Genomic DNA, 13682 nt, shown 5'->3' with positions numbered 1-13682 from the left:
GTCATCCATCACGTTCGCAGGAGAGAGAGAACCGATGAGAGATCTGCAGACTATCGCCGACCGCGTCGAGATCGAGACGCTGCGGGGCGAACACGCCGACGCGGCAATGATCGGCGACTACGACCGTTTCGCATCGCTGTTCACCAGGGACGCGGTGTGGCGGATCCCCCCCCGCCAACATCGAGTTCACCGGGCGGAAGGAGATCCGCGCCGGTATCGAACGGCTGCAAGGTGCGTGGGAGTTCTGGGTGCAGAACGTGCACCCGGGCACGATCCAACTCGATGGTGACACCGCGACCGGCCGGGAATCCATCTTCGAGATCGGTCGCCAGCGCGACGGCAGGTCGGTCCTCATGTACGGCCTGTTCCACGACCGCTACCAGCGCACCCCGGATGGCTGGAAGTTCACCGAGCGCGTCCTCGATCCCAGGTACCTCGACACCACTGCGCTGACGGGTTCGCCTCATGTGATCTGGGACTCCGCCGGCCCAGAGGCCGCAAACACCTCCTCTGCGGAAGAAACCCGATAACCACGGCTCAACCGATATCTCCCGACGCCCTTCCGCATCTGGACAAACCGCATCAGGGATGTGATCCCGCCGGCTGATCCGGCAACGCAACATCCCGGAAGGTGAGGCGACCTGTGGGGCGACGCGCCAGCCTCACAGGTCCACTCCGCTGTCCTGTCGAACTGCCCGCTGGTATGCCATGTCCCGGCAGCAGCGGGACACCATCGCATCCCCCGGCGGCTGGTTGTACCACGGTCGCCGGTCGTATCTGCCTGGACCTGTTCTCCTCGCCACGGCGCGAGACCTACGTGGACAAATAAATCCTCGAGCCGCTACCCGAGCCCGCAGAGTGGATCAGCGGCCGGTCGGACGACATCACCGTCGACCCGGCCGGTGCACACGTCGTCGGCGTCGCAGTTGTCGTTGTAGCTGAACACCTTGCCGTGTACGAACGAGCTCAGCAGCCGGGTGACCTCGACGGCCGCGCCGCCGTTGTTGCCGCGCAGGTCCAGCACGACGCCGCGGAGCCGCCTGTCTTTGCGCAGGTCGGCGAGAGCCGCCAAGGCCCGGTCGGCGGTGCCGGGGGCGAAGCCGCTCAGCCTGAGGTGGGCGATGTCGCCGTCCGCCACCGCTGGGCGGACTCGATCAGCTTGAAGGCCATCGCCAGGCCGGCAGCGACAAGAGCATCCACTCCCGACAGCTGGCACTACCGCTTGCACACCTGCTGGGGATCGAAGCTGCCCGCCACGTCGCGCGGCACCCACACCTCCACCGGGCCGACGTTGGTCACCACAGTCTCGGTGCGGCTGCCGTCGCGGCTATTCCGCTGTTCCTCCCGGTCAGTCGTGCCGGTCGTAGCCGAGGTGATCGGTGATCTCGCCTTCCAGCGGGGGCTCCAGCACCCGCCACCGCGGGTCCGTGGTCACGTCGAGACGGCCGTGCGCGACCACTGCTGATTGGTGCCGGTGTTGCACGGATACTGCTTGAGGATCACGCCGTCCGCGGTCGATGCGGACGGTACGTCCACGCATTTGCTGCTGTGTCGTGCCCGGAGCTGGAAGTAGCTGCCGTTGGCGACCATCTGGAACTGCTGGTTGGTGCCGGTGCCGCAGGTGTACTGGATGAGCTCGGCACCGTCGGCGGTTGAAGCGCTCACCACATCAAGGCACTTTCCGCTGTGACGGCTGATGATGCGCCAGTAGCCGCTGCCGGCGTCCTGGAACTGCCACTGCTGCCACGCGTTGCCGCCGTACGTGTACTGGCCGATGCGCGCACCGTTGTCGGTGTTCGGTTGCTGGACGTCCATGGCCTTGCCGCTGTGGCGCGCGTTTATCGTGTAGACCGTCGGCGGAGGGGTCGGGTCGCCGATGGTGTCGCCCCAGCCATATCGGATCCGGTCAGCGCCGGAGGCGTTGCGGACGGTCAAGTTGAGATTGGTGCCGCTGCCGCTCAGGGCGTACATCGAGTAGTAGTCGTAGCCGAGGCTTTCGGTTGGCTTGCCGCCGAGAGCGGGCCAGTAGGTACCGCCCATGTGGTTGTCGCGCATGACCTGGGCCATGGCGCGGATATGGCGCACGAAGTTGTCGGTGCTGTTGGCCTCGCCGTAGTTGAGGCCGGTAGACATCGGTGCGCCGAACTCGGTCGCGACCGCGCGGGAGGCGCAGTTGCCCAGACGCGTCTGAATGTGGGTTCGGAAGGCGTCGTAGGTCATCGCGCTGTAGAAGAAGGCGTAATGGTGGAAGGACAGCAGCGTCGAGTTGAAGCGGCTGTCGTTGCAGACGTCCCGCAGGTCCTGGCTGTAGCCGGTGCCACCGATGAGCACCCGTCCGGGCACTGCCGAGGTGTGGTAGCTGAGCCAGTTCGCTGCGACGTTGCGCCAGTCCGCCGAGGTGTAGCCGTGCGGCTCGTTCATCGGCTCGAAGTAGACGTTGCTGTTCGAGCCGTAGGTGTTGGTCACGCTGGACCACATCGTGTTCCATGCGGCGAGGTTCGTGATCTTGCCGCCGGAGGCGGCGCCGTCCTCCCAATAGGCGAGGATGACCTTGAAGCCACGGGCGGTGGCGGCGTCAATGGCTCCGCGGTAGGCGTTCCACCAGGTCGTGTTGGCCACAGTGTGAGTGTTGATAGGCAGCCGGACGGTGTTGACCCCCATGGTGGAGGCCATGTCGTCGTAGAGGGCGTTGGCCTTGGCCCGTACTGTCGCGTTGCTGTCGGACTGGCTCAGGCCCTGCACGACGAGCGTACCGGTGCTGAAGTTGTCACCCAGCACGGCCCAGTTCATTCCTCGGAATTGGCTGGTGGCGGCGTTGGCCGGCGGCGCGGGAATGACGAGGCTTGCCACTGCGGCGAGCGCGGTCACCACGAGAGGGACCAGTAACCGGCGCGACGACCGGGTGCTCCGCGACGGTCCTGGCGAGTAGGCGTCAGACGCCTTGGTCGGTGTCATGAAATTCCCATCACTGGATCTGAGTTCCTGGGTCTGTGAAGATCATGTTGCTGACGTACGTCCAAGCCGCATCGTGCTGCTCCAGGAGCAGGGCCGGCGGCTCCCCGGCCCGGGCTGCACCGATCGCTGTGCGAGGCTCCCTGCCACCGGAGGAATCAGCTGGTGATCCGGAAGGTGGCGTCCGCCCGACCGGTGGCCGTGCTGATCGGATCCAGGCGAAGCAGGTAGTTGGAATGGCGGATGTACCGGTCCGGGAAGTTGTATGACTGGAACGACGCCGCCGAGGAGTCGGCCAGGCCCGCCACCCGGCGGAAGGTCGCGTCCCCGCGGAAGGTGGCGGTGCCGTCATACTTGGCCAGAACGAAGTCGTAGTCGTAGTGCCGCAGGTACCAGCCGGGGAAGTTCGACGACTCGAGCGACACCCCCGCCGGATCGGCCAGGCCCGGCACGATACGCCACTGCGAGTCGGCGAGCGGGCTCACGTTCGGGTCGATACGGACATCGAAGTTGCTGTGCCGCAGGTAGCGGTCGGGGAAGTTGACCGACTGCAGGCGCCGGGTGCCGGCCGAGGCGGGGCCGCCCCACTTGGCCTGCAGCGCGATGAGCTGCGCCTGGGTGATGCCAATGATCGAACCGTGCCGTTTGCGGCTGGCGCCGAGCGCGTATTCCGAGGCGACGCGGACGCGGTAGCCGCTGGGAGCGGCGAGATTGGTCGTGGTCAGCGGAAGGTAGCCGCGGCCGGCGGCGTACTGGTCGACCCACAGGCCCCACTCGTCGCGGCCGTTGTACTGGTGCAGGATCGGGCCCTCGACCTGCGCGCCCGTGTAGCCGAGGTGGGAGATGTCGCCGAGCCGGGTCCAGCCGGTGAGGATCTGGTTGCTGCCCTCGATCGTGATCTGACCGTCGCCGGACGCGCGGATGTAGCGGTAGCCGCCAACGCTGCCGGGGATCTCCAGGATCTGCGTGTCTATGATGCCCTGGGTGCCCGGCCGGTCGATGTAGAGTTGCGCGGCGGTGAACGTGCGGAAGTCGCGGGTGCGGGAGTAGTAGATGCGGGCTTTGTCGACGCCGTTCCGCGGCGAGATCGTCGCCCAGTAGACGACGTAGTCGCCGCTCGCCGGGTCGTAGATCGCCTCGGGCGCCCACGCGCAGCCGGCGTCGGGGATGGTCCCGGCGACGTTCACCAGGCGCGGCGCCGACCAGGTGACGAGGTCAGGTGACTCCCATACGACGAGCGAGGTGCTGCCATCGTGCTGGGCGACGTCCCAGCCCTTGCCGGCGGCGATACGCAGGTCGGTGGCGATCAGATAGAACCGGTCGCCGGACGGCGCACGGACGATGGCGGGGTCGCGGACGCCGAGTTCGCCGATGCTGGAGGTAAGCACCGGCAGCGAACTATTGAGATCGGTCCAGTGCAGGCCGTCGGCGCTGGTGGCGAAGTAGATCTGCTCGCCGTTGGCGCTCTCGCCGGTGAAGTGCGCCATCAGATAGGCGGTGTAGGGGGCCGCGGCCTTGGCAGGGCGTTCGAGAACGGGAAGGCCGAGGGCGAGCAGCAGGGCGCCGGCCAGGCAGATCAGCGCCGTTCGCCGTAAGAGGTGTGTCATGGTCGCTCCGAAGATGCGGTGGGGTCAGGAGGAGGTGCGGGTCCACTGCTGGTCGGTGCCACTACCGCAGGTGTACTGCTGGATGTCGGCGGCCGAGGCGCCGGACACGTCCCGGCATTGCGGCTGTGCCGGGCCGTGGTCCGGTACGACGGCGTGGCGCCTGAGCCCGTGATCACGCCGATGGCGACCTCGATCGTGGTCTGCGAGTGCCGGCTCAGGCTCATGCTCGTCGCGGACGGGAACGTGATCGGCAGCCGCACGTCCTGCGAGCCGTTCACGCGGCCGCCCCGCGCGCGCCCGCCGGTCGCCCATGGAGAGACTTGTCGTCGAGATGCCCTGCACCGGCAGGATGCGACCGAGCTCAACAGGACCACGACTGGCGCGGTGAGCATTCGGCACAGGGACACGGGACCACCCTCCGGAATCCGCGGCAGAAACATTTGTTAGCGTTAACAGAGAGCTGCGAGTCCCACGAAGAGCCTGAGACAGGATCCCCCTGGGGGAACTGGGACGACCGAATTGCGCGCGACGTTTGAGGCGTCTTGCCGCAGATCGTTTACGTAATCATCTGACTTTGTCAAGAGGCGGCCGGGAAAGGGGGAATACGCTTTCCGTGCACAGCGCGGGCAATGGACCAATCAGGCTCGCCAAGGCCATCTCCGACTGCGGGTGGGGCGAATTCCGCCGCCAACTGCCCTGTCCCGTGGATCACGAGTCTGAATGATCAACACCGGCGTGCTGACCGGTTCGGCGTTCCTGGCCGGTTCATGACGTGGTGAGAATGATCTTGCCTGGGGCTTCGCGCCGTTCCAGAGCGCGGTGCGCCTCGGCGGCCTCGGAGAGTGGGAAGCAGGCCCCGATTCGTGGTCGGATGTGACGCCCCAGTGCGAGCTCGAAGAGGTGCGTGAGTAATGCCTGGTGCCGGGACGGGTCCGAGGCGATCTCCCGGGGCAGCGTGCAGAGGGCCGTGCGCTTGCCGGGCAGCAGGTTCAGCATTCTGTTGCGCAGCGCGCCGCGGACGGTGTCGGCCAGCACGTGTCCTGGCCGGCCCATGAAGGCGTAACTGACCAGCACGCCGCCCGGCGCCAGGAGGCGATGGTTGGCGCGCATGCTGGAGCCGCCGAGGTGGTCGTAGACGATCCGGACGCCTTCGGGGTGCTTGGCGCTTACGACCTGGGCGACGTCCTGGCGGCGGTAGTCGATGGGCACGATGTCGTAGTCGCGCAGCCGGTGCAGGCTGCGCTCGGAAGCGGTGCCGTACATGACCAGGCCTCGGTGAGCGCCAAGTTGGCACAGCGCGTCACCCACGCCGCCGGTCGCGCCGTGGATGAGCACGGTGTCGCCCGGACGGGCCCGGCTGTGGCGGTCAAGGAGACTCAGCGCGGTCAGGTAGTCCAGCGGGAGCGCCGCCGCCGCTCGGGTGTCCAGGCCATCCGGTACGGGGGCCAGCAGTTGCACGGGAAGGTTGGCGTATTCCGTGTAGCCGCCCATCCTGGTCAGGCAGGCGGCAACCCGGGCACCGGGCACCAGCCAGGGCGGCACCGGCCCCGCGTCGTGGTCGACCACCTGGCCCACGACCTCGTATCCGGGCGTGAATGGCAGCCCGCGCTGGAAGATGTACTCGCCCTTGCGCGCCATCACGTCGGTGTAGCCGACCGCCGCGGCCAGAACCCTGACGCGGACCTGGCCCCGCCCAGGGGCGGAGGTGACCGCATCGGCCTGTTTCAGCACCCCGGCATCGCCGAAGCGCCGCACCACGATCCGCCCGTGCTTGATCGGCTCGCTCATCGGCCTGCTCCCTTGATGGTGGACGCCCACTGGCCGTCGTCGTATCTGCCGATCTCTGCGATGAGGTCGGGAAGAGTGGCCACTCCGAACGTCCACAGCGCGTTGCCGAGCGCCCAGCGCAGCTCGGCGTCATAACGTGCGTTCAACCTGATCAGCAGCTGAAGCCAGGCGGGCATGGCGCCGATCCGACCGCGTAGCAGCCGGGGCATCGCGAAGGCTCGTAACATGCCGGGGAAGTAGTCGATCAGCACGATCGCGCCGGCGCCGATGACGAAGTACAGCTCCTCCGGCGTCGAGTCGAAGCCCCCATGAACCACCAACACGTCCCGGGCGCCCGGGTGCGGTGACCGTAGGAAGATCGTCTCCATCTCGGCGCCCTCGTACGGAGTGCGCGAGCGAGTGGCGTCCACGCCGAGGGTCGCCAGTCCGGCATCGAACCATGTCCGGGAACGGCTCGCGCACTCCATGCGACGAGAGTCGCCGGGCTCGCGGGAGAACTCGGCGGTTCGCATGTAGTTGCTCGCCCGCAGCAGCGCCTTGCCCCGCGAGACGCGGTCGCTCAGCTGTTCGCCGCGGCCGTGTGCGGTCATGGCCAGGCGGTTCCATTGCCCGTGCCACGATTCGAAGTCGCCCGGTCGTACCCGTGAGACCGCGGAGACGACCTCGCCGTAATCGGCTCCGTCGAACGGGCCGGACCACAGTGCCCGGACCGCTTCGAAGTGAAACGTTGATGTTCGTGACAGGACGGGGCCGCGCATACCACTCTCCAGAAATATGTCATGACATCTAACGACATGACGCACAATATCTATGTCATGTCATCGATTCAAGTAGACTGCCGCCCGTGGACCAGGTGCTGGAATTCGTACTCGCCGTCAAGGCCGCGCATCGAGAGATCAACCGGCGCTTCAGCGAAGCCCTGAAACCCCTGGGCATCACGGTGGTCCAAGCCGAAGCGATCCTCATCCTCGCCGACGATCAACCCCTCACCCTCGGTGAACTCGGCAGCCGCCTCATCGCCGAAACCGGCAACCCCAGCCGGCTCGCCGACCGCCTCCACACCGCCGGCCTCGTGCACCGCCGTCCGTCCCTGAACGACCGCCGCCACGTCGAACTCACCCTGACCCGCCACGGCCGCGAGATGGCCACCCGCATCCAGCAGGCGCGCCGGCCACTGCTCGACTGGGGCCGCACACTCCTGGACGACTCCCAATTCACCGCCGCCACTACCGCACTGCACCGCGTCCGCGAGCAATCCTGACCTATACCTCCGGGTGGCTTGGACGGGACACAGAGGTTCTGGATCAATGGCGCGCTGACTGCCACCGGCCTTGACCAGGTCGGCGTGCCAGAATCGCGGCAGCTTCAGATCCAGCAGACACAGCGTGACCGCCTCACCGAGAACCCAGGTGTGCAGCGATCGACAACAAACTGTGCACTGGTGGCGAATGACGTGCGCACGTCATCCTCGCCGCCAGGCCCTGCTTGGATTCGAGCAGCCTGGAAAGCGCGGTTGTCGCACACCGTCGCCCGGCTGGAGACCCGCCGGCGTTCGGTCTTGGGCCGTGAAGACGCCGCGCGGATGCGCAGGGCTCACCGCAGACGTACGCGGCCAAGCGCAGCGTCGGCGACACCCTCCAGGGTGGAGGGGGTGGACAAGGTCAGCATCTCATGACGGGAATCCAGTTCGACCGTGACCACCACGTTCGCCCGTCGGGCCCGGACGATCCACATCCCGGGCGCACCACCGGGCACCGCCGCGTACGACTCCTCGCCCAGCCTGCGTGAGGTCGCGTGTCGACGCAGTCCCGCCGCACCGTCCCGGTTGCGGTGTTCGGTGAGCTGGCTTGCGGCACGCTGCGCTCCGGAGCGGCGGGGATCCCGCTCGTACCGGTCGTACTGCAGGGTCACGCCGCCCGCGTCGAAGATCATCGCCATCACGCGCCACCTGCACCGGCTGCTCTGCGAGGTGAGTGCGTCCTCCGATGGCGTTGACGCGATCATGAACGACAGGGGCACCTCGAGTTTGTCGACCGTGCTCTTGTCGAGGACCTCGCAGGCACGAGGCACGGCCACTGCTTCCGGCCCCGTCAACCGGGTCCAGGGCTGGTCCACCGCGGCCAGCAGGGCGAGCACGAGCACGACCGAGGTCAGCACGCGCCGGCTCACCGCCCACCGGGACAGATGCAGTACAGGCGCCGGAGACCCCCAGGCATGGCTCCACTCGCGGATCTTCTCGATCTCCTCGGGAAACCACGGCCCCGGAAGCATGCGGCGGTGCACCAGGGTGGTGTCTGCCCTCCGCACAGCGACCTTCCCGCCGAACGAACCCGGCCACACCTCGATCGCCAGCACCGACGGCCACCGCACCAGCTCCGACAGTGCCGGACGGATACGGATGCCCTCGTGTCCGACGCTCGTCGAGCCGAACTGCGACATCGCCAGCCAAAGCAGGCCGCGACCCGCCAGCCACCCGCCCGCCAGCAGCAGGGCGATCAGCTCGGCCCAGGCACCGAGCCAGACCAGGCCCGCGCCCGCGGCGAGCGGCAGCGCGGCCAGCAGGCCGGCCCGGCGGGGCGGGCGCAACTCGTCCGGTTGCGGTACGGGCATGGGCGGCGGATCGGGTGTGGGACCACGACGGCGGCCTATCACGAAGCGCCCCTGGCCGCCGAACACCCAGCAGCACGGAGTCTGTGCCGGATTCTCCCGCTTGACCTCGTTGAAGACGTAGCCGTAGAGCTCGTCGAGCGTGATGTCCTGGTCGCGGTCGAGGTCTGCCGCTCCGCTGTCGAGACCTTCGATCAGCGCGCGGGTGAAGGTGGAGGGGCGGGGGGCGGTCTCGGTCAGTACGCCGTCCTCGAACGCGTACTCGATAGCCGAGGATGCCGTGATGATCGCAAAGCCCCTGCCGTGAAAGCGCTCCTGCACGTGCACCGCCCGGTCTCCCCGCACCACGATGCCGCGCGCGAACGCGCCGCTGTAGCAGCAGTCGAGGATGATCACAATCCGGCGTGAGCGACTGTGCCGGACGCACGTGTTGACGAAGTCCGACGTCACGCCGGTCCCCGCCAGATCTGAGACGAGGCTGTCGCGCGCAGCCAGGTACAGCCCGCCGGTGGCGTCCTTGAGCCCGTGCCCGGAGAAGTAGAGCAGGAGGACGTCGTTCGGACGACGCCCGGCGAACAGGGCGCCGATCCGCTCCTGTACGCGCGCGGCTGTCTCCTCCTGCAGGACCTCGACCTCGAACGCGCCGACGGCCGGGTCGGCCAGAACGCGTTCCAACTCCGCCACGTCCGCGGGCGGCGCGCGTAACCGCCGCAGCCGTGGGTCGTCGTACGACGAGTTCGCGATCAGAAGCGCCCGGCGCGTCATGGCTCTCTTGTGGTGTGCCGGTCCACGAACAGCTCGATCAGCCGGTCCAGGTCGGCTGCGCTCGCGCCGGTGATCTCGAGGCGGTCGCCGGCGAACTCGATGACGACCGATCGGGCCGACGAACGCTCGGTCCATGCCTTGACGACCGCGACCACGTTCTCCAGGAGTTGGCGGGAGGCGGTGACGGTGAGCATGAGGACGCCGATCACGACCTCGATCCCCTTCGCACCGGCAGGATCGCGAGCGGAGGTGGTCGTTCCCACGACCGTGCCGAGCGGGCTCAAGGACTGTGCGAGCGAGGCGGTCTCCTCGTCGATCTCCTCCGGTTCGAAGTCGTCGGGCAGGCTCAGGACGAGTGCGAGGCGGAGCTCTGAATCGTCACTCATGCCTATATCCACATCCATGATCAGCGTGCTGTCAAACCTCCGGCTTCGAGCGGCGGCGAAAGCGCTAGTGACCCCGCGCCGGTCGTCCCCGGCTACACATCCGCAACCAGCCGAAATGGGTGCCGACACCGATAGCGGCCCCCGGGCTCCGGCCGCGAGACTGACGGATGGGGATCCCCACCACGGTTCGAACAGCAGCACGACGACGGACGACAACGACAAGGCCGACCTGGACGAACGACGCCGAAGGCAGGCCCAGAAAGGGGTCGTGAGAGCGACAGTGACTTCGCAGCAGCCGTACGGGGACTGGCGCAGCACGCCACGCCGTCAGCCGAACCGCCTGCGCGGCGAACGCGGCGACCTCCACCGACCTGCCCGCCCCATCCCGAACAGAGGCGCCACACATGGAACACGTACCTGTCACCGTCCCAGGCACCGGGACAGTTCACCACTTCAGCACTCGGCGTGGTGAGCGGCTCGGGCTCATCACCGGCGCATCAGGTGAGCGGACGCTCCTCGTCTACGACGGCGCCGACCCCGACCAGCCGACGCACTCCGTGACCCTGGACGCCGACGAGGCCGACCAGCTCGCCGAGGTGCTGCACACCCGCCCGTTCGCCGACCGCCTGGCCGCCGTGGAACGACGGCTGGCCGAGATCATCGCGCGACACCGATGACGTCGCGATCGGCGTCCGGTTCGGGTTCCACTGGAGCACACTGACTCCAACTTTGATACAGCAGATCCTGAATCAACTCTGGGCTTGATTCAGGATCGACTGTATCGTCGAAGGTATGGAGATGACCAACCCCCATGCCCTGGCGGTGGCCGTGAACGCCGAGGCACTGGCTCGGGTGGGCACCGCGCTGGCCGACGAGAACCGGCGGCGGCTGCTGCTGGAGCTGCTGAACGAGCCCGCCTACCCCGCCGACCTGGCCGAACGGCTGGGCATGACCCGTGGCAACGTGTCGAACCATCTGGCTTGCCTGCGCGGCTGCGGTCTGGTGCGCACCGTCCCGGTGGGCCGCCGGGTGCGCTACGAGCTGGCCGACGCCAAGCTCGCGCACGCGCTGGCGGAGCTCGCCTCCCTGGTACTGCTGGTCGACCAGGGCGAGAGCGCCCCCGCCGACGAGGCGTGCACGCCCGGCGACCACGCCCGCACGGCGCAGGACCCCCCGGCCCAGGAGGAAAAGGTGGACCGTGTCTGACGCGTGCTGCGCCGCCGACACCCCCGCCACCACGAGCTCGGAAGCTGAGGACGCGGCGGCTCCTTCGGCGATCTGGCAGGTACGGGAACTGCAGGCCGCTGCAGCCTCCGGGGTGCTGCTGCTGGCCTCCCTGCCGGCGTCCGGCATGTGGGCGACGGTGCTGCAGCTGGCGGCGCTGGTGACCGGTGCGGCCACCTTCGTCCCCGCAACCGTGCGCGCCCTGATCCGGGGCCGGCTCGGGGTCGGGCTGCTGATGACCATCGCCGCCGTCGGCGCGGTGGCCCTGGGCGAGTACGGCGAGGCCGCCGCGCTGGCGTTCCTGTTCGCCATCGCCGAAGGGCTGGAAGGTTACGCGGTGGCCCGCACCCAGCACGGCCTGCGCGCTCTGCTCGACCTGGTGCCGCCCACCGCCCGCGTGCTGCGCGACAGCGCCGAATACGAAGTCGCGCCCGCCGACCTGCGCGTCGGCGACGTGCTGCTGGTACGGCCAGGTGAGAAGATCGCCACCGACGGCGTGGTGGCCTCCGGCCGCAGCGCGCTGGACACCTCGGTCGTCACCGGCGAGTCGGTGCCCGTCGAGGTGGGTCCCGGCGCGGAGGTCTTCGCCGGGACGGTCAACGGCGCCGGAGCGCTGGAGGTCACCGTCACCGCCACCGCCCGCGACAACTCGCTGGCCAGGCTGGTCCACATCGTGCACGAGGCCCAGGAACGCAAGGGCGCCAGCCAGCGCCTGGCCGAGCGCTTCGCCCGCCCGCTGGTGCCCGGTGTGCTCGTGCTGGCCGCGCTGGTGGCCGGCCTGGGCAGCCTGCTGGGCGAGCCCGACGTGTGGATCGAGCGTGCCCTGGTGGTGCTGGTCGCCGCCGCCCCCTGCGCGTTCGCCCTGTCCGTCCCGGTCGCCGTTGTCGCCGCCATCGGCGCCGCCTCCAAGGCAGGCGTGCTGATCAAGGGAGGCGCCGCGGTCGAGGCGCTGGGCAAGGTCAAGATCGTCGCGCTGGACAAGACCGGCACCCTGACCCGCAACGAACCCGCCGTCATCGACGTCGTGGCCGCACCGGGCAGTGACCGTGACCACGTCCTGGCCGTGGCCGCCGCGCTGGAGGCCCGCAGCGAACATCCGCTCGCCGCCGCGATCCTGGCCGCCCACCCCGTCCCCCAGACGGCCGGTGAGGTGGAGGCCGTACCCGGTAACGGACTGCGCGGACAGGTCGGCGGGCATCCCGCACGCCTGGGCAAGCCCGGCTTCGTCAACCCTGGCTCGCTCGCCGGTGAGGTGAGCAGGCTGCAGGACGCCGGCGCCACCGTCGTCCTCGTCGAACACGACGGCACCCTGCTCGGCGCCGTGGCCGTCCGCGACGAGGTCCGCCCCGAGGCCGCCGAAGCCGTCGCCCAGCTCAAGCGGCAGGGCATCGAGGTCGTCATGCTCACCGGCGACAACGCCCGCACCGCCGCCGCGATCGCCGCCGAAGCCGGCATCACCGACGTCCGCGCCGAACTCCTGCCCGCCGACAAGGCCCGCATCGTCACCGAACTGAAAGCCCGGGGACCGGTGGCGATGGTCGGCGACGGCATCAACGACGCCCCCGCCCTGGCCACCGCCGAGGCCGGGGTCGCCATGGGCGCCATGGGCAGCGACGTCGCCATCGAGGCCGCCGACATCGCCCTCATGGGCGAGGACCTGCGCCGCCTGCCCGACGCCATCGCCCACACCCGCGCCGCCCGCGCCATCTTCACCCAGAACCTGCTGATGTCCGGCGCCATCCTCATCACCCTCGTACCACTGGCCGCCGCCGGCGTCCTCGGCCTGGCCACCGTGGTCGCCACGCACGAGCTCGCCGAAGTCCTGGTCATCGCCAACGGCATCCGCGCCGGACGCCGCATCCACCTGCCCCACCACGCCGCGCTGCGCGCCGCCGCCCGAGCCCACACAGCCCCGCAACCGGCCGGCAGGACGCTCCTGCCGATCGCGACCGGCGCCGGCGGGGGCGGCGGGACCGGGGACTGCACCGACGGTTGCTGCTCGCCCGCCGCTGAGGAGTCTCGGTGATCGGCGGCCGGGACGGTCGTGGGGGCGTTCACCGATATCGATGGAGGTCGCACTATGACGACTCACCGCCGGCCGCTGAGTGTCCGGCCCTTCCGATACACCGGGCGAGCCCATTCGACCCACCGGCGGAGTAGGCACGACTGCGTGCGGACAAGCCCATATCGCCGTGACGTTGCCGACCGGGCGGACAGCCTGGCTGATCATCAGCCATGAGGACGTGCGGCAGATCCTGGCCGACCCCCGGGTCAGCGCCGACCGGTTTTCCTGTCACGCACCTCGCCCGCGGCAGAGTCCTGCCCTGGTCGGGGTGGACCCGCCGCAGCACGC

Annotated in this window: 13 protein-coding genes; 5 read left to right on the top strand and 8 right to left on the bottom strand. The window is 68.8% G+C overall.

The window, feature by feature from the left end:
- Positions 1 to 179 precede the first annotated feature (179 nt).
- Positions 180 to 530, top strand: coding sequence for a nuclear transport factor 2 family protein (locus tag ACFOY2_RS41060; protein ID WP_379533601.1), 351 nt, complete (start codon positions 180 to 182; stop codon positions 528 to 530).
- A gap of 311 nt (positions 531 to 841) precedes the next feature.
- On the opposite strand, the gene ACFOY2_RS41055 is transcribed toward ACFOY2_RS41060, so the two are convergent.
- From ACFOY2_RS41055 to ACFOY2_RS41030, 6 genes are all read right to left on the bottom strand, one after another.
- Positions 842 to 1138, bottom strand: coding sequence for a S41 family peptidase (locus tag ACFOY2_RS41055; RefSeq protein ID WP_379533531.1), 297 nt, complete (start codon positions 1136 to 1138; stop codon positions 842 to 844).
- A 77-nt stretch (positions 1139 to 1215) separates the two neighbouring features.
- Positions 1216 to 1377: a transposase gene (locus tag ACFOY2_RS41050; RefSeq protein WP_379533600.1), complete on the bottom strand. Its 162-nt coding sequence runs from the start codon at positions 1375 to 1377 to the stop codon at positions 1216 to 1218.
- A 54-nt stretch (positions 1378 to 1431) separates the two neighbouring features.
- Positions 1432 to 2868: an RICIN domain-containing protein gene (locus ACFOY2_RS41045; protein WP_379533530.1), complete on the bottom strand. Its 1437-nt coding sequence runs from the start codon at positions 2866 to 2868 to the stop codon at positions 1432 to 1434.
- A 242-nt stretch (positions 2869 to 3110) separates the two neighbouring features.
- On the bottom strand, positions 3111 to 4559 hold the full coding sequence (locus ACFOY2_RS41040; RefSeq protein ID WP_379533529.1) for a glycoside hydrolase family 43 protein: 1449 nt from the start codon (positions 4557 to 4559) through the stop codon (positions 3111 to 3113).
- Between the two features lie 765 nt (positions 4560 to 5324).
- Positions 5325 to 6347: a quinone oxidoreductase family protein gene (locus tag ACFOY2_RS41035; RefSeq protein WP_379533528.1), complete on the bottom strand. Its 1023-nt coding sequence runs from the start codon at positions 6345 to 6347 to the stop codon at positions 5325 to 5327.
- Positions 6344 to 6937: a hypothetical protein gene (locus tag ACFOY2_RS41030; protein WP_379533527.1), complete on the bottom strand. Its 594-nt coding sequence runs from the start codon at positions 6935 to 6937 to the stop codon at positions 6344 to 6346. Before ACFOY2_RS41030 ends, ACFOY2_RS41035 begins: the two co-directional genes overlap by 4 nt.
- Before the next feature lie 254 nt (positions 6938 to 7191).
- Here ACFOY2_RS41030 and ACFOY2_RS41025 point away from each other — a divergent pair, with 254 nt between their 5' ends.
- A complete protein-coding gene (locus tag ACFOY2_RS41025) occupies positions 7192 to 7608 on the top strand; it encodes a MarR family winged helix-turn-helix transcriptional regulator (RefSeq protein WP_379533526.1) in 417 nt (138 codons plus the stop codon).
- Between the two features lie 332 nt (positions 7609 to 7940).
- Here the strand turns inward: ACFOY2_RS41025 and ACFOY2_RS41020 are convergent, their stop codons facing one another.
- Positions 7941 to 9719 (bottom strand): caspase family protein, encoded by a 1779-nt coding sequence (locus ACFOY2_RS41020; RefSeq protein WP_379533525.1) that lies wholly within the window; start codon positions 9717 to 9719, stop codon positions 7941 to 7943.
- Positions 9716 to 10105 (bottom strand): hypothetical protein, encoded by a 390-nt coding sequence (locus tag ACFOY2_RS41015; RefSeq protein ID WP_379533524.1) that lies wholly within the window; start codon positions 10103 to 10105, stop codon positions 9716 to 9718. The genes ACFOY2_RS41020 and ACFOY2_RS41015 overlap by 4 nt, the downstream gene beginning before the upstream one ends.
- A 404-nt stretch (positions 10106 to 10509) precedes the next feature.
- Between ACFOY2_RS41015 and ACFOY2_RS41010 the strand changes: the two genes are divergently transcribed.
- The 3 genes from ACFOY2_RS41010 to ACFOY2_RS41000 all read left to right on the top strand — a co-directional run bounded on the left by ACFOY2_RS41010 (position 10510) and on the right by ACFOY2_RS41000 (position 13355).
- Positions 10510 to 10782: a hypothetical protein gene (locus ACFOY2_RS41010; RefSeq protein ID WP_379533523.1), complete on the top strand. Its 273-nt coding sequence runs from the start codon at positions 10510 to 10512 to the stop codon at positions 10780 to 10782.
- A gap of 121 nt (positions 10783 to 10903) precedes the next feature.
- The gene (locus tag ACFOY2_RS41005; protein ID WP_379533522.1) at positions 10904 to 11311 is read left to right on the top strand and encodes a helix-turn-helix domain-containing protein; all 408 of its coding nucleotides are present in this window, start codon (positions 10904 to 10906) and stop codon (positions 11309 to 11311) included.
- A complete protein-coding gene (locus tag ACFOY2_RS41000) occupies positions 11304 to 13355 on the top strand; it encodes a heavy metal translocating P-type ATPase (RefSeq protein ID WP_379533521.1) in 2052 nt (683 codons plus the stop codon). The genes ACFOY2_RS41005 and ACFOY2_RS41000 overlap by 8 nt, the downstream gene beginning before the upstream one ends.
- The last annotated feature ends 327 nt before the right edge of the window (positions 13356 to 13682 follow it).

It is taken from the genome of Nonomuraea purpurea (genome assembly GCF_042650645.1).
Lineage (GTDB): Bacteria > Actinomycetota > Actinomycetes > Streptosporangiales > Streptosporangiaceae > Nonomuraea > Nonomuraea purpurea.
This window is presented reverse-complemented; position numbering and strand designations above follow the sequence as displayed.